At 72.3% G+C, this 15,517-nt stretch carries 13 protein-coding genes and 1 pseudogene; 6 read left to right on the forward strand and 8 right to left on the reverse strand.

Annotation, left to right across the window (positions count from 1 at the left end):
- Nucleotides 1-46 precede the first annotated feature (46 nt).
- The gene (locus tag ACFV9O_RS02405; protein ID WP_385411770.1) at nt 47-433 is read left to right on the forward strand and encodes a hypothetical protein; all 387 of its coding nucleotides are present in this window, start codon (nt 47-49) and stop codon (nt 431-433) included.
- An 18-nt stretch (nt 434-451) separates the two neighbouring features.
- Here the strand turns inward: ACFV9O_RS02405 and ACFV9O_RS02410 are convergent, their stop codons facing one another.
- The gene (locus tag ACFV9O_RS02410; RefSeq protein ID WP_385411260.1) at nt 452-1,360 is read right to left on the reverse strand and encodes a MerR family transcriptional regulator; all 909 of its coding nucleotides are present in this window, start codon (nt 1,358-1,360) and stop codon (nt 452-454) included.
- A gap of 112 nt (nt 1,361-1,472) precedes the next feature.
- Here ACFV9O_RS02410 and ACFV9O_RS02415 point away from each other — a divergent pair, with 112 nt between their 5' ends.
- The gene (locus ACFV9O_RS02415; protein ID WP_385411261.1) at nt 1,473-2,978 is read left to right on the forward strand and encodes an alpha/beta fold hydrolase; all 1,506 of its coding nucleotides are present in this window, start codon (nt 1,473-1,475) and stop codon (nt 2,976-2,978) included.
- A 37-nt stretch (nt 2,979-3,015) separates the two neighbouring features.
- Here the strand turns inward: ACFV9O_RS02415 and ACFV9O_RS02420 are convergent, their stop codons facing one another.
- Nucleotides 3,016-4,425, reverse strand: coding sequence for an NCS2 family permease (locus ACFV9O_RS02420; RefSeq protein WP_385411262.1), 1,410 nt, complete (start codon nt 4,423-4,425; stop codon nt 3,016-3,018).
- 205 nt (nt 4,426-4,630) lie between these two features.
- Between ACFV9O_RS02420 and ACFV9O_RS02425 the strand changes: the two genes are divergently transcribed.
- The gene (locus tag ACFV9O_RS02425) at nt 4,631-5,821 is read left to right on the forward strand and encodes an MFS transporter (RefSeq protein WP_385411264.1); all 1,191 of its coding nucleotides are present in this window, start codon (nt 4,631-4,633) and stop codon (nt 5,819-5,821) included.
- On the opposite strand, the gene ACFV9O_RS02430 is transcribed toward ACFV9O_RS02425, so the two are convergent.
- Both ACFV9O_RS02430 and ACFV9O_RS02435 read right to left on the reverse strand, forming a co-directional pair.
- On the reverse strand, nt 5,793-6,956 hold the full coding sequence (locus ACFV9O_RS02430; RefSeq protein ID WP_385411266.1) for a hypothetical protein: 1,164 nt from the start codon (nt 6,954-6,956) through the stop codon (nt 5,793-5,795). The two genes, ACFV9O_RS02425 and ACFV9O_RS02430, sit on opposite strands and share 29 nt — an antisense overlap.
- Nucleotides 6,953-7,918 (reverse strand): 5-dehydro-4-deoxyglucarate dehydratase, encoded by a 966-nt coding sequence (locus tag ACFV9O_RS02435; protein WP_385411267.1) that lies wholly within the window; start codon nt 7,916-7,918, stop codon nt 6,953-6,955. Before ACFV9O_RS02435 ends, ACFV9O_RS02430 begins: the two co-directional genes overlap by 4 nt.
- Nucleotides 7,919-8,188: 270 nt before the next feature.
- Here ACFV9O_RS02435 and ACFV9O_RS02440 point away from each other — a divergent pair, with 270 nt between their 5' ends.
- The 3 genes from ACFV9O_RS02440 to ACFV9O_RS02450 are packed head-to-tail and all read left to right on the forward strand — an operon-like array spanning nt 8,189 to nt 10,552.
- Nucleotides 8,189-9,025 (forward strand): NAD-dependent epimerase/dehydratase family protein, encoded by an 837-nt coding sequence (locus ACFV9O_RS02440; protein ID WP_385411268.1) that lies wholly within the window; start codon nt 8,189-8,191, stop codon nt 9,023-9,025.
- A 51-nt stretch (nt 9,026-9,076) separates the two neighbouring features.
- Complete coding sequence (locus tag ACFV9O_RS02445; RefSeq protein WP_385411269.1) at nt 9,077-9,307, forward strand: hypothetical protein; 231 nt, start codon at nt 9,077-9,079, stop codon at nt 9,305-9,307.
- Nucleotides 9,308-9,343: 36 nt separating this feature from the next.
- On the forward strand, nt 9,344-10,552 hold the full coding sequence (locus tag ACFV9O_RS02450; protein ID WP_385411271.1) for a TerD family protein: 1,209 nt from the start codon (nt 9,344-9,346) through the stop codon (nt 10,550-10,552).
- Between the two features lie 91 nt (nt 10,553-10,643).
- Here ACFV9O_RS02450 and ACFV9O_RS02455 read toward each other — a convergent pair whose 3' ends face one another.
- The 4 genes and pseudogenes from ACFV9O_RS02455 to ACFV9O_RS02470 form a co-directional block, all read right to left on the reverse strand.
- Nucleotides 10,644-10,871 carry a hypothetical protein gene (locus tag ACFV9O_RS02455; RefSeq protein ID WP_385411273.1) on the reverse strand — a complete coding sequence of 76 codons (228 nt, stop codon included), beginning with the start codon at nt 10,869-10,871 and terminating at the stop codon, nt 10,644-10,646.
- A 34-nt stretch (nt 10,872-10,905) separates the two neighbouring features.
- Nucleotides 10,906-11,681: pseudogene (locus tag ACFV9O_RS02460) on the reverse strand (TROVE domain-containing protein); the annotation flags it as partial.
- 212 nt (nt 11,682-11,893) lie between these two features.
- Entirely contained in the window at nt 11,894-13,351 is a 1,458-nt protein-coding gene (locus tag ACFV9O_RS02465; protein WP_385411275.1) for an alkaline phosphatase PhoX, read from the reverse strand.
- A 472-nt stretch (nt 13,352-13,823) separates the two neighbouring features.
- Nucleotides 13,824-15,365, reverse strand: a complete 1,542-nt coding sequence (locus ACFV9O_RS02470) for a hypothetical protein (RefSeq protein ID WP_385411276.1) — start codon at nt 15,363-15,365, stop codon at nt 13,824-13,826.
- Nucleotides 15,366-15,517: the final 152 nt, after the last annotated feature.

Consider the following 15,517-nt stretch of genomic DNA (forward strand, 5'->3'; position numbering starts at 1 on the left):
GAGGACTTCTGTGCGAGCCCTGCCCCGTTCCCTGTCCGGCTGGACCATGGCGGTGTTCGGCGTCCTCGCCGCCGCCCTGGGCGTGGTGGGCCTGATCGCCCCCGACCCCCTGATCGGCCTTATGGGCTTCGAGTCCATATCCGACTCCAGCCGCGCGGAGGGCGACCACACGCTGGTCTTCCTCACTGCCTCCTCGATGGCCGCGGTCAATATGGGCGTCTACTACGTCCTGGCGTCCCTTGCGGACTGGAAGCCGTTCTTCCGCTGGACGGTCCCCTTCCGTCTGCTGACCTGCACGGTCTTCACCCTCGCGGTGATCGGGGGACGCGCACCGTCCGGCTTCCTCGGGGTCGGTCTGTGGGAGGGCGCCGGCGCGCTGGTGACGGGCGCGGCGCTCTGGTACGAGGGCAGGGGTGCCCGGCAGCCCGCGTGACGACTGCGGGCCAAGAGGTCATGCCGCACTGGCCGGACGGGCCGTCCGGATGTCCAGGGCGGCGCGGAGCCAGTCGTGGGCGGCTCCGGGGGTCGGCTGCGACGGGCCGGACAGTTCGGCGGCGAGTTGCCAGTAGTGGTCGATACGGGGATCGGTGGCGAGCTCACCGCTGAGCCGGCGGCGGTAGGCGGGAGTGTCGTGCGCGCCGCAGGCGTGGGCGTAGGCGGAGACGAAGCAGTCGAGTGCCTCGCCCTCGTGCGGGGGCCGCCCCTCCCGCAGGTCCGGCGCCGCCAGCGCGAAGGCCTCGCGGAGACCGTCGTAAAGCACGGCCGGGCGGTAGCCCTTGTCGGGCTGGTGGGCGGCGGGACGGCCGGCTTCGGTGCCGCGGCAGTCCCGGGAGACGAAGGCGTGCAGCCGGGCGAAGGCCAGCACCTGCGCCGGGGTCGGATCCGCGGGGGGCTGCGGAACGGCCTCATCGATGATCGCCGAGACCAGCCGGGCCGGCATCCGCGCGGGCAGCCAGCGCCGCCAGAAGCGCGCCGGCGCGGCCGTGCTGGGCGGGACGGACACGGCGCCGATCAGGAGCAGCCGGTCGGCGCGTTCCTCGGGGGTGCAGTCCTGGAGCAGCCGGAGGGCCGCCTCCCGCCAGCGCAGGGCGGACAGCCGCGTGCCGAGCTCCCGCAGCTGTCCGGCGACGACGTCCTCCAGCGCGTCCTCCTCGTCGAGGATCCGGCCCACGTCCGGGACCGGCAGGTCGAGGGTGCGCAGCGAGCGGATCGTCCGGAGCCGGTCGAGCGCCTCGGGGCCGTACCGGCGGTGGCCACCGGCGCTGCGGGCGGCTTCGGGCAGCAGGCCGCGGTCGGAGTAGAAGCGGACGGTCTTGACGGTGACGCCCGCACGTTCGGCGAGCTCGCCGATGCTCAACATACCGTCAGGGGACAAGGCTTGATCCTCCCTCAGGGGGAGTTCCTACCGTACCGGCGAGCGCGGACGGCCTCTACGGCCGGTCCCGCGGACGAGACGTGCGAGGGAGAGGGTCATGACGGCATTCGTTCTGGTGTCGGGCGCCCACACGGACGGCTGGATATGGCGGGAGGTGGCCGCCCGGCTGCGGGAGTCGGGGAGCGAGGTGCATCCGGTGACGCTCACCGGCATGGGTGACCGCCGACATCTGGCGGGCCCTGACACGGACCTGGAGACGCACATCCAGGATCTGGTGCAGGTGATCGACCATGTGGATGCGCCGGAGGTGGTGATCGTCGGCCACTGCTACGGCATCCACCCGGTGCTCGGCGCCGCCGACCGGCGCCCGGAGCGGATCGCCCGGATCGTCCACCTGGACGCGGGGATGCCCCAGGACCGCGACCCGGCCCTGAAGCTGGTGCCCGACCAGGCGCTCCGGGAACGGCTGCACGGGTCCGAGCACGGCGACGAGGACAGGCGCATTCCCCCGCCGCCGCTCGATGAGTGGCAGCGCTGGGGCAGCGTCGCCGGCGTCCCCGCGGACGTGTTGGCCCGGCTGTCCCGCCTTGCCGCTCCGCAGCCGCGGGGCACGCTCACCCAGCCGCTCCGGCTGTCGGGGGCGGTCTCCGGGCTCCCGACAACCGGCGTCCTCTGCATCGCCAACGGGTCGAGCATCGCCGCGGTCGAGGCCTTGGTGGGACTGGGCGATCCTCGCCTCCAGGCGCTCACCGACCCCCGGGTGAGCTTCTTCGAACTCGACACCGGGCACTGGCCGATGCTCTCCACGCCCGGTGAACTCGCTGAGGTACTGCTGCGAGCCGCCGCCGGAGAGGGACACCGGGTGGCCGCGAAGGTGGGCGAACAGCCCGCGCATCTCCGGCCCTTCCTCTTGGACGTGCCGGAGATGCGCCGCGAGCGGGTGGGCCAGGTCGATCTCCATCTGCCCGATGCCGACGGCCCTCGTCCGGCAGTGGTGTTCGTCCACGGCGGCCCGGTTCACCCCGAGGCGCGTCCGACACCGCGGGACTGGCCGGCCTTCGTCGGCTACGGCCAGTACGTGGCGAGCCGGGGCGCGGTCGGCGTGACGCTGGATCACGGGCTGCACGGTCTCGGCGACTACGGACATGCTGCCGACGATGTCGCCGCAGCGGTCGACCTCGTGCGCGCTGATCCGCGCGTCGACGGGGAGCGCATCGCGCTGTGGTTCTTCTCCGGCGGCGGGCTGTTGTCGGCGGACTGGCTCGCGGCACCCCCGCCGTGGTTGCGGTGTGTGGCGGCGACCTATCCCGTGCTCGCGCCGCTGCCGAACTGGGGGCTCGGGGATTCCCGGTTCCGCCCTGCGGCCGCGGTGCGTGCCGCAGGGCGGTTGCCGATCGTCCTGACCCGGGTGGAGCTGGAGCGCGCGGAGATCGCGGTGACGGTCGAGGAATTCCTGACCGCCGCCGAGGACTGCCGGGCCGAGGTCGAGCTGGTCGACGTCCCGCTCGGCCACCACGGGTTCGAGACGATCGACCACACCGAACAGGCGCAGGACGCCGTGGAGCACGCGGTCGGGTCCGTGCTGGGGCACCTGCGGGGCTGAGGCCCCGGGCCGGGGGGCCACAGCCCTCGGCCGGTTCCTAGATGCCCAGCAGTTCCTCGAGCGGGTCGATCGCGAAGTAGACCGCGAACAGGGCCGACACGGCCCACAGCAGCCAGTGCACGTCCCGCGCCCTGCCCAGCACCGTCTTGATGACGACGTAGGCGAGGAAGCCGGCGCCGATGCCATTGGTGATCGAGTACGTGAAGGGCATCACGGCGATCGTGAGGAAGGCCGGGATGCCGATCTCGTACCGCTCCCACTCGATGTGGCGGACCTGCGTCATCAGCAGGAAGCCGACCGCGACCAGGGCGGGGGCGGCCGCCTGGGCCGGGACGACCGTGGCGAGCGGGGTGAGGAAGAGGGCGAGGCCGAAGAGGGCGCCGGTGACGACGGAGGCGAGGCCGGTGCGGGCGCCTTCGCCGACGCCGGCCGCGGACTCGATGTAGGAGGTGTTGGAGGACGCGGAGGCCATGCCGCCGACGGAGGCCGCGGCACCGTCGATGAGCAGGACGCGGCCCAGGTTGGGGACGTCGCCCTTGTCGTCGAGGAGCCCGGCCTCGTTGGAGACGCCGACGATCGTGCCCATGGTGTCGAAGAAGTCGCTCAGGACGAGGGTGAAGATGAGCAGGACGAGGGTCACGATCCCCACCTGCTCGAACGCGCCGAAGAGGCTGAACGCGCCAACGAGCTGGAAGTCGGGTGCGGCAATGACGTCGGTGGGCACGCTGGGCACGGTCAGGCCCCAGGCGAGCGGGGCGATGTCGGCGATCTCGTTGATGACGATCGCGACGACGGTCATCGTGACGATGGAGATGAGGATCGCGCCGCGCACCCTGCGGGCCATCAGCGACATGGTGAGCAGGACGCCGAGGCAGAAGACGAGCACGGGCCAGCCGGAGAGCTGCCCGTTCGCGCCCAGTTGGACCGGCACCGACCCGGTCTCGCCGGGGATACGGGTCACGAAGCCCGCGTCGATGAAGCCGATGAACGCGATGAAGAGCCCGATGCCGACGCTGATCGCCTGCTTGAGCTGCTGCGGGATGGCGTGCATGACGGCTTCGCGCAGCCCGGTGACGACCAGGACGCAGATGACGATGCCTTCGAGGACCACCACGCCCATCGCGTCCGGCCAGCTCATCAGAGGCGCGAGCTGGAAGGCGACGACGGCGTTCAGGCCGAGCCCGGCCGCGATGGCGAGCGGGAGATTGCCGCCGAGACCCATGATCGCGGTCATCACGGCGGCGACGAGCGCGGTGGAGGTGACGAGCGCCGGGCCCGAGAGCTGCTGGCCGAACTTGTCCTCGGTCCCGCCCAGGATGATCGGGTTGAGCACGAGGATGTAGGCCATCGTGAAGAACGTGGCGAAGCCGCCTCGTACCTCACGGACGAGGGTCGATCCGCGTTCGCTGATTCTGAAGTAGCGGTCGACGGCGGTGTGCTGCGGCATGGGCTCTCCTCGCGGGTGACGGTCCTGCGGGTGCTGGTGGCTGGATTGTTCCCACCGATGAGGCCCTTCAGGTTTTCTCCGTGTTACGTCAGCCGGGTACGTCAGCTGTGTTACGTCAGATCGGCCGCGCTTAAGGACCCGGCACGCCGGAAAGTAGGTCAACTGCCCCATCCGGCCGGACCGCAGCCACTGCCACGATGCCCGGATGGGCAAGGTCATGGTCATCCGGGACCGCACCGCGGGGCTGTGTCTCGCGGGGGTCGTCGCCTCCGGCTTCGGGACGACGGCCATGTGGCTGGTCTCCGGCATCTGGGTCAAGTCGCTGACCGGCTCGGACAGTCTCGCGGCGCTGACGGTCTTCGTCCTGTGGGCGCCCTCGCTCGCCGGGCCGCTGCTCGGGGCGGTCGCCGACCGGATCCGCAGACGGCCGCTGCTCGTCGCGGTGAACGCCGCTCCGGCGGTGCTGCTGCCGTCGCTGCTGCTGCTCGACTCCGCGGACCGGGTGTGGCTGCTGTTCTGCGTCCTCGCGGTCTACGGGACCTGCGGCGTCGTCCAGGAGGCGGCGGAGGCCGCGCTGCTCGCGGGCGCGGTCGACCGGCGGCTGCTCGGGGACTTCAACGGGCTGCGGATGACGGCGAACGAGGGCATGAAGCTGATCGCGCCGCCCGCCGCGGCCTGGCTGTTCGCCCGGTTCGGCGGGGCGTCGGTGGCGCTGCTCGACGCGGCGACGTTCGCCCTGGCCGCCGGGATCTTCGCGCTGCCGCGGGTACGGGAGGAGAAGCCGGTCGGGTCCCGGCACGCGTGGGCCGGCACGGCGGAGGGTGCGCGGTTCCTGTGGCGTTCTCCCGTGCAGCGGCCCCTGGTGCTGGCGGGCGGCGCCACCATGCTGCTCGCCGGGCTGAACGGCGCGCTGCTGTTCGCGGTCGTGGACGAGGTGCTGGGCCATGCCCCCGCGTTCGTGGGGGTGTTGTACGGGGTGCAGGGCGCCGGTTCGGTCCTCGGCGGGCTGCTCGCGGGACCGCTGCTCCGGCGGCTGCCGGAGAGGGTGTACGCGGCGTGCGGCATCGCGCTGTTCGCCCTTGCGGTGGCGGGGCGGTCGGTGCCGCACGACGCGCTGGCGCTGGTGTGCAGCGGGGCGGTCGGGCTCGGGCTGCCGTGTGTGCTGGTCGCGGCGATGACGGCGGTGCAGCGCGAGACGCCGGACGCGGTGCTCGGGCGGACCGCCGCGACCGCCCAGACGCTCGTGTTCGTACCGAACGCGGTCGCGCTGGCACTGGGCGCCTGGCTGGTCGCGGTGGTGGACGTCCGGGCCGTGCTGCCGGTCGTCGGGGCGCTGGGGTTGCTGACGGCGGTGGCGCTCGTGACGGTCAGGCGAGCTGTGCCAGCGCGTCCCTGACCGCCGCCAGGTCCTGGCCGGAGGCCAGTCCCGCGTGGTAGAGCCGCAGTTCGTTCGCCCCGAGCGACCGGGCACGGGCGGCGTCGGCAGCGAGGGTGACCGGGCTGCCGCCCATGCCGCCGACCACGGTGAAGTTGGCGGCGACGACGGACGTCGCGGAGGCGTGCCGGGCGAAGGGGGGTACCGGTTGGGCTCCGCCCGTGCACGGCACGACGACGCCGTCGGCGAGGCCGAGGACGTGCGCGGGGTCGACCCCGGCGTTGGCCCCGCAGTGGTACGCCACCGGGTCGGCGTGCAGCAGCACCTGGAAGCCCTCGGGCGCCGCGGCCCGTACCGCGGCGACGGCGGCCTCCTGGAGGGTCCGCGCGGTCCGCGTACGGAACTCCAGGGTGACCGCGGCCGGTTCGGCGCCCAGCAGCTTCTCGACGGAGATGTCGGTGGGCGCGCTCCCCCGCCACACGGGTTCCAGCGCCTCGCGCACGCCCGCGCTCAGCTCGTCCGGGTCCGCGCCCTGGGCGGCGTACCCGTCGCGGCAGGCGGTGCAGAAGCAGAGCGACATGGCGTACTGGGCGGCGTCGCCGAGTCCGACTCCGGCGGTCTTGTCGTGGGCGTGCAGATGGGCGAGCCCGTACCAGCCGCAGGATTCGAGTTCGGTGCCGTGCGCCCTCGGCCGTGCCGCCGCCTCGGCAGCGAGGTCCGTGAGATACGCGCGGACGGCGGGCTGGGCGATGCAGGGCGCCCAGGGGTAGCGGTCGCCGTAGGCGTTGACGACGGAAGTGCCGGGATGCTCGGCGCCGAGGCGGGAGTTGTGGGCGAGGACGACCCAGGTGTGCACGTCGAGCCCGGCGGCCACGAGGGCCTCGGCGGCCTGCCCGTACGCGTCGCCGGGCGCCCAGTCCCCGGCCGCGTACGGACGCAGCTCACGTCCCGCCCAGCGCGTCTCGTCCGGCAGGTAGAGCACCGAAGCCTGCTCGGCGGTGACGATGCGGTGGCGGGGGTGGTGCGGTGTCAGGGCGCGCGTGGAGTGGTAGGCGGAGGCGAGGGTGACCTGCCGGACGCCGAGGCCGGCGATCCGGGCCGGGGCGCCGGGGTCGCCGATGATGTCCCAGGGGTAGACGAAGGCGCCCGCTCTCACTCGGCCGCTCCGCCCCCGAGGAGGGCGTAGCCGCGTTCGACGATGTCGGCGAGCTCCTTGATGTGGTCGGCGGTCGGCTCGCTGAGCGGGGGCCGCACCTCGCCGACGTCCAGTCCGCGCAGCCGTACCGCGGCCTTGACGAGCGAGACGGCGTAGCCGTTGCGCCGGGCGCGGAGTTCGACGAGCGGGCGGTAGAAGCCGTCGAGGAGGCGCTCGACGGTGGCGTCGTCGCCGGTGGTCAGGGCGCGGTGGAAGGCGAGGGCGATCTCGGGGGCGAAGCAGAAGACGGCGGAGGAGTAGAGGGTGATGCCGATGCCGCGGTAGGCGAGGCCGGTGAGTTCGGCGGTGGGCAGGCCGTTGAAGTAGAGGAAGTCGCGCCCGGGGGCTTCGGGGCCGGCTGCAGCGGTGCGTACGGCGCTGACGATGCGCTGCATCAGATCGAGGTCGCCGTAGCCGTCCTTGAGGCCGATGATGCCGTCGACGGCGGCGAGTTCGACGACGGTCTCGGGTGTGAACACGGCGTTGTCGCGCTGGTAGACGATGATGTCGAGTCCGGTGGCGGCGGCGAGCGCGGCGTAGTGGCGCAGCAGTCCGGCCTGGTCGGCGACGACGAGGTACGGGGGCATGGCGAGGATCCCGTCGGCGCCCGCGTCCTCGGCCAGCTTCGCGTACCGGATCGCGAGGGCCGTGCCGTATCCGGCGCCCGCGACGACCGGGACCCGGCCGGCGGTCTCCTCGACGGCCGCGGCGACGCAGTCGCGGAACTCCTCCGGGGTGAGCGCGTGGAACTCACCCGTGCCGCAGCAGGCGAAGACCGCGGCCGCACCGGCGTCGATGCCGGATCGCACATGGGCGCGGAAGGCGTCGAGATCGAGGGCGCCGTCGGGTCCGTACGCGGTGACGGGGAAGAACAGCGGCCCGTTGGCACGGGTGAGTCGGGCGGCGAGCGGGGCTGAGGACACGGGCGCTCCCTGGGCCGTGCACCGAGCGATCGAGGCTCGTGCATCAATCTGATTGATGTCTATATTTCTGAACGCCGCCACGCTAGGGCAGCCCCGACGTGCCGGTCAAGACGGAAATCCGCAACCCAGACGACGGAAGTGCGCAACTGAGACGCGGAGTCCGGCCCGCGGCGGGACACTTGACGTTGCGTGGAGCACCTCCCTAGCTTGTCCACGCATATGAATGCCGTCTACAGGTCAGACCCGCATCGCGTCGAGGGGAAACCACCCATGCCCGCACCCCGCATCGTCCTGCTCACCGGCGCAGCCGGCGGCCTCGGCACCCTGATGCGGGGGCTGCTTCCCGCGTACGGCTACGAGCTCCGCCTCTTCGACATGACCCCCATCGAGGGGGCACCCGGCGCGATCACCGCCGACCTCGCCGACAAGGAGGCGCTGCGCGAGGCGGTACGGGGAGTCGACGCGATCATCCACCTGGCGGGCATCTCCCTCGAAGCCCCCTTCGAGAAGATCCTCCGCGCCAACATCGAGGGCACCTACAACCTCTACGAGGCGGCCCGCGAGGAGTGGAGCGCCGGGGACTCCCCCGCCGCAGGCAGGGGGCGCATCGTCTTCGCCTCCAGCAACCACGCGGTCGGCTTCACTCCCCGCCCGCGCGAGGGCGATCCGCTCATCCCCATCGACACCCCGCGCCGGCCCGACACCTACTACGGCCTCTCCAAGTGCTTCGGCGAGGACCTCGCCCAGCTCTACTGGGACCGGCACGGCATCGAGACCGTCTCCGTCAGGATCGGCTCCTGCTTCCTCGAGCCCACGAGCGTACGGATGCTGTCCGTCTGGATGAGCCCCGGCGACGGGGCGCGCCTCTTCCACGCCGCGCTCACGGCGGAGGGCGTCGGCCACACCGTCGCCTACGGCTCCTCGGCCAATACCCGGCTGTGGTGGGACCTCTCGACGGCATGTGCGCTCGGGTACGAGCCACAGGACGACTCCGAGCAGTTCGCGGAGAAGCTCATCGCCGCACAGGGCGAGCTGGACCCGGATAACCCGGACCACGCACGCCTCGGCGGGCACTTCGTGACGAACCCGCCGATGTGGCCGCACTGAGCCGCTGTAATCGGGTGACCCCGCACGGGCCCGCGGGGCAGGATACGGACCATGCCCAGACCTTCCGGTTTCCGTTACGAGCAGCGCGGCGACGACATCGTCGTCATCAGCCACCACGGCCGCGCCGCCGGCACGCTGCGCGGCGCCCGCGCGGCGAAGTTCCTGGCCGAGGTGGAGTCGGGGGACGCACAGCTGGTCATGGCCCGCTGGACCGGTGCGTACCGGTTCGGGAACGAGCGGACGGCGCGCGAGCACCCGAGGAACCGGTCCGGCCGAAGGTAAGGGAACGGCAAAGGGGTGTCGCTCGTTACCCCAGTCATGACAGCTATGACCCCCGGCTCGAACATCCCCCTGACCGCCGTACGCGTGGCGGTGGACGTCGCCGCTCCGGTGCGGCTCGACGTATCGGGCCTGCTGCTCACGGCCGACGGCAAGGTGCGCTCCGACGACGACTTCATCTTCTACAACCAGCCGGCGGGCCCCGGTGTCACGTACCGGTCCGGCGGCGGCACGGCGCCCGACGCGATCGTCGTGGACACCGCGGCCGTCCCGCCCGGGATCGAGAAGATCGTGGTCACGGCGAGCCCGGACGCCGCAGGTCAGACCTTCCAGGGCATCGAGCCCACGGCCACGATCCGCAATGCCGACGACGGCGCGGCCCTGGCGACCTTCACCCCGCCCCGGCTGGGCACGGAGACGGCGCTGGTGATCGTGGAGATCTACCTGAGGAACGGGGCGTGGAAGGCCCGCGCGGTCGGCCAGGGGTACGCGAACGGGCTGGCGGGCATCGCCACCGACTTCGGCGTCTCGGTCGAGGAGGAGCCGGCCGCGGCCCCCGCTCCCACCCCCGTCCCTGCCCCTGCCCCTGTGGCGGACCCGCGCGTCGCCGCACCCCCCGCTCCCCCCGCCCAGGCGCCCGCTCCCGCCGCCGCGCCCGCACCCGGCACCGGGAAGATCAACCTGGACAAGGGCCGGGTCAGTCTCCAGAAGAACCAGACGGTGTCCCTGGTCAAGGGCGGCCGCCCGCTGCTCTCCCAGGTCAAGATGGGCCTCGGCTGGGAGCCCGCCTTCCGCGGCAAGGACATCGACCTGGACGCGTCCGTGATCGCGTACGGACCGCAGCGCAACCACCTGGACAGCTGCTACTTCGGCAAGCTGTCCATCCTGAACGGCGCGATCAAGCACTCCGGCGACAACCTGACCGGCGAGGGCGCGGGCGACGACGAGGTGATCGTCGTGGATCTCGGCCGTATCCCCGCCGAGGCGACGGGTCTGGTCTTCACGGTCAACTCCTTCTCGGGCCAGAAGTTCACCGAGGTCGCGAAGGCCTACTGCCGGCTGATCGACGCGGCGACGGGCGAGGAGCTGGTGCGCTTCGACCTGACCGGCGCGGAGCCGCAGACCGGCGTGATGATGGCCAAGCTGATCCGCCAGTTCTCCGGCGAGTGGGAGATGACCGCGATGGGCGAGTTCGTGAAGTCCCGCACGGTCCGCGGCATGGTCAAGCCCGCGGCACAGGCACTCTGAGGCGCCACCAACGGCGCCCTGACAGCCCTGGCCGTCCGGACCGGGCCCTGGGGTCGTCGCGGCATGCGCGGCGGCCCCAGGGCCGGCCCTGTCAGAGTTTGGCCAGTTTGGTGTATGGGCTCAGGATCCTTCCCTGTCGCCCGGCGAAGTCGATGAGGACGGCGTCTGCGCCCTCGACTGCGATGACTCTTCCGAGTCCGAACTGATCATGCGAAACCCGGTCTCCGACCTCGAACTGCTCGATCGGAGGGCTGACCGGGGTGGGGCGGTTGAAGGGACTGGAGGGCAGATGGCGCCGGGATCCGGCTGACTTTGTCATTACCCGAAGTATGCGCCCTCCGGCTACTACCGGTTCAAGCCCCCACCCAGGGCCAGTTCGCGTCCCGGCCCACTTCCAGGAGCGGAACCATCCGGAAGGCCGCGTCCGTCAGGCCCCCGAAGGGTGCCTGTTCCCCGTGCCGGAGGGGCCGTGACCTGCGCGGTAGCCAGCCAGGTTCCAGGTGTGGACGGGAATACCGTCCGGCACCTGCCCGGTCGGACCGCCGTGGTGACTGCACATCGCCGGCTCGTCGGTGACGATCAGCACCCGGTCGTGCTTCCGGTAGTGGCGGCGGACCGCCTCGGTGGTGTTCGTGCCGCCGAGGTCCCCGAAGCGCTCCAGCACCTTGAGCACCGACTCGCCCCGCCGGTACGCCACGGGCCGGCTGCTCGTCCCGAACTCGACCGGATCCGCGTCGGCCGCCCGCATCGCCGACGCCCGGCGCCGTACCGAAGATCGCCGCCGCGTCCGCCCGGCTGAGCTGCGACCGGTCGGACAGCCGCGTCCACATCGAGCCGGAGCGGTCGACCAGGATCAGCGTCCGGCCGGACAGCGCGGGCACCTGTGCGAGCGAGTGCCCGAGCGCCTTCTCCAGCGGGTGCGACCAGCGCAGCGCAGGTGCGTGCTGGTACGCGGCCAGGTAGCGGAAGGGGAACTGCCGCCGCGACCACGTCCGGGTCCGGGTCCGAGATCTTCGCGGCGACCCGCGCCGCGACCTCGTCCGAGACCCCGGCCTCGTCGAAGTTGCGCAGATTCCGCACGAGCGCCATCGCGCCCATCGAACGGGGTCACGGCCTCCCAGGCCGCCGCGCTCAGAGCGGCCTGGGGCGCCGTCTCGCCTCGGCCCGCTGCCGCGCAGTGCCTCACAGGCTGCACCGGTTGCTGCAGAAGCGTCCGGAACGCTTCGTCGTCAACGGCGCACCCGCATTGATCGGATGACCTGGACATATGTGAACGGTATGTCCAGCACCGCGCGGCAGGAGGCCAACTGGAATAGCTCACCCGTACGAGCTACGCCCCATTCAAAGTGAGCGCCGCCACGGGCCCGTGATGGCGAGCAGGATGCCCGGGGTCTGGATGCTGGCGAACAGGGTCCGCCCGTCGGGCGAGAAGACCACGCCGGCGAACTCGCTGTACTCCGGCTCCTCCTCGGTGCCGAGGTTCAGTTCGTTGCGGGCGATCGGGTACACGCGCCCCCGCTCGGTCGCGCCGAAGAGGTGCTGGATGCCCTCGCCGTCCTCGGCGATGATCAGGCCGCCGTACGGCGAGACGGTGATGTTGTCCGGGCCGTCGTACGCGCCGTCCTTGGACGGGTCCGCGTTCACGCCGAGCAGCACCTTGAGGGTGAGGGTCCGGCGCCGCGGGTCGTAGAACCAGACCTGGCCGTCGTGCGGCTGCCCCGGGCTCTCGTCGCGGGCGTACGAGGAGACCATGTACGCGCCCCCGTCCGCCCACCACATGCCTTCGAGCTTGCGCGCACGGGTGACCTCGCCCTCGCCGAACTGCTTGCGCACCGGCACGGCCTTGGCGTCGCGGTCCGGGACGTCGACCCAGTCCACGCCGTACACCGTGCCGGTCTTCGTGGCGCGGGACAGATCATCGACGAAACGGCCGCCCGCGTCGTAGCACTTGGGCGCCTGGAGCAGGCCGGCATCCTCGGGGATGTGGCGCAGCCGGCCACGGCCGTGCTGGAAGCCGTGCGGCGGGACCCATCGGTAGAAGAGGCCGTTGGGGCCGGAGGCGTCCTCGGTGAGGTAGGCGTGGCCGCGCTTGGTGTCGATCACGACGGCCTCGTGCTCGTAGCGGCCGAAGGCCTTGATCGGCAAGGGGTGGCGGTTGGCACGGCGGTCGTAGGGGTCGACCTCGAAGACGTAGCCGTGGTCCTTGGTCATGCCGTTCTGGCCGGCCCGGTCGGCGTTCTCCTCGCAGGTGAGCCAGGTGCCCCAGGGGGTGCGTCCGCCCGCGCAGTTCTGGGAGGTGCCGGCGATGCCGACCCACTCGGCGGTGCGGCCGTCGCGGTGGGTCTCGACCACGGTGCAGCCGCCGGCCGCGGCCGGGTCGTAGACGAGGCCGTCAGTGAGCGGGACGGGGTACTTCCAGTTGGCGCGGGGGCCCTTGAGCTCGTGGTTGTTGACGAGCAGGGTGACGCCGCGGGGGCCCTCGAAGGTGGCGGTGCCGTCGTGGTTGGAGGGGGTGAACTCGCCCGACTCCAGCTTGGTGACGCCGCTGTGGGTGACGATGCGGTACGAGAACCCGGCGGGGAGGGCGAGGATGCCGTTCGGGTCGGGGATCAGAGGGCCGTAGCCCGGGCCGTAGCCCGGGCCGTGGTCGTGGGCGGCCTCCGCGGCCGCCTCGTCGACGTTGTCCTCGGCGGCGAGCGCGCCGGGTGCGGTGGCGAGTGCGCCGACGGCGCCGGTGAGGGCGACTCCCGCGCCGGTGAGCGCGGACTGTCGGGCGAATTCCCTGCGGCTGAGCGGCATCGCGGTCTCCTGAGGGACGGGGTGGCGTGGTGCCCGGAGATCTGAGGTCCGGAGGTGCGGCGGTGCGGGTGTGCGGGGCAACGCTCCCGCTCACGCATAAACGGCGGTTGAACGCCGTGCGACATCACACAACACCGAGAGACCCGCTTCCATGAACCTCCCCGGGCCTCTTCACCACCCCGCCCCTTCCCGAAGCGGGGCTCGGCCCAGCACCCCCGGGGACGTGCCCGGTACCGACCGGGCGACCCGTGTGTCCGTCCTCAAACGCCGGACGGGCTCCAAGGGAGCCCCGCCGCCGGTGGAGGTGAACCCCCGTCCCCACGCCCGCAGGGCGTAGGGGGGAAGGGCCTGGAGCGAAGCCCCGGAACGGGGCCTGGGGCGGAGCCCCAGTTCGGGAAGGGGCGAGGAGGGGAAACGCTCCACGCAGCGGCCCCAGACGCCCGCCCCCACGCAGCGGCGTCGACGCGCAGCGTCACGTCCCCGGCCGGGAGCGGGCCTTGAACGCCGCCTTGCGGGCCTCCTTCGCCAACTTCCTGTCGCGGTGCAGCCGTCCCATCGCCTCCAGCACGTCCGCCGTCGCCGGATGGTCCACCCGCCACGCCGTGTCGAAGAACCCGGTGTGCCGGCCGACCAGCCCCTCCACGAGGTCCTGCAGTTCGCCCTCGCCCTGGTCCTGACCCGGACCCCGGCCCTCTCCCTCGGCGTCGAGCTGCGCCGCGATCGTGTCGATCGCGAGCCAGAAGATCATGGACTCCGGCGGCGCGGGCACGTCCGTGGTGCCCCGCTCCGCGAGCCATACGCGCGCGAGCCCGCCCAGCTCCCGGTCGTCGAGGACGTCGCGCACGGCGGGCTCGGCCTCAGCGCCGAGGAGCGACAGCGCCTGCTGGCAGTGCAGCCGCCGCAGCGGCGCCCCCCGGTCCGCGCCGCGGGCGGCACCGAGCAGCTCCGCGGCCGCGTCCGCCGGTTCGCGCCTGCCGAGCCACGCGAGGGTCTCCGCGCGCGCCGCCGTCTCCGGGTAGTGGGCCACCCCGTCGAGCAGCGCATCGGCGCCCCTGTCCGCGAGGTCCCCCACCGCGGGCGCGAGCGCCCCGGCCTCGAGCAGCCGGGCCCGTACGCCGAACAGCCCGAGCGGCGTGAGCTTCACGAGCCCGTACCGCGAGACGTCCTCGTCGTCCACCGAAGGCTCGGGCTCGGCGCCCTCCTCCACCATCAGCGCCTCGTCGACCGGCCGGTACTCCACGAGACCGATCGGCTCCAGCAGCCTGAACTGGTCGTCCAGCCGCATCATCGCGTCCGACACCTGCTCGAGGACGTCGTCGGTGGGCTCCCCCATGTCGTCGGGCACGATGACCGATGCCGCGAGGGCGGGCAGCGGTACCGGGCCTCCCCCCGCCCCGCCCTCCGTGACGGTGAGCAGGTAGAGGTTGCCGAGGACGCCCTCGAGGAGATCGGCCTCCGCATCGGGGTTCCAGTCGAGCGACTCGAAGTCGATCTCGCCGTCCTTGCCGACGACTTCGGAGAGATCGTCCAGGAAGGGTGCGATCGCGTCGGCGAAGACCACCTCGAAAGCGTCCTGCCAGAGCGCGAGCACGTCCTGCGGGCCGCCGCCGGTGATCAGCGACAGATTGCCGCCCGTGGTGACGGTGCCGTACCCGGCATCCTTGTCCTCGCCGCTGCCCCGGTCCCGGACCGTGCCCTCGCCTTCGCCCTCTCGCTCCTCACCGGCGTCGACGACCTCGACGAGACCGGTGTCCACGGCGATCCGCCATGCCTCGCTCGCCTCAGCCGCCCCGTCCTCGTCCCCGGGGAGTCCCAAGGCCTCTGCCGCCGCGGGCAGTTGCTCGTCCACGAGCTCCCCGCCGGCCCCGACCCTCGTCGCCGGCCCGGCCCAGCGCGCGAGGCGGACGGCCCGGGACAGCAGCGGTGTCCCGAGTGCGTCGCGCGCCAACTCCGCCTCCGAGTGCAGTCGCACCGGCGGCAGGGCGGGGCGTACGGCGGGGCGGTGTCCTGGCATCTGGCGGTTCTCCTCGGCTTGCGCGTACCGGCTCGGGGCGGCACCCAGCGTAGACGCATTTCGCCCGAAGACTTCCGGTTCATGAAGGCGTCAACGCCCGTATACCCGGCAGGTCTTGACAAGAGCCGTGCTCTGCCAAGAGATTGACGCGC

Source organism: Streptomyces sp. NPDC059909 (genome assembly GCF_042730885.1).
In the GTDB taxonomy this organism is placed as follows: Bacteria; Actinomycetota; Actinomycetes; order Streptomycetales; family Streptomycetaceae; genus Streptomyces.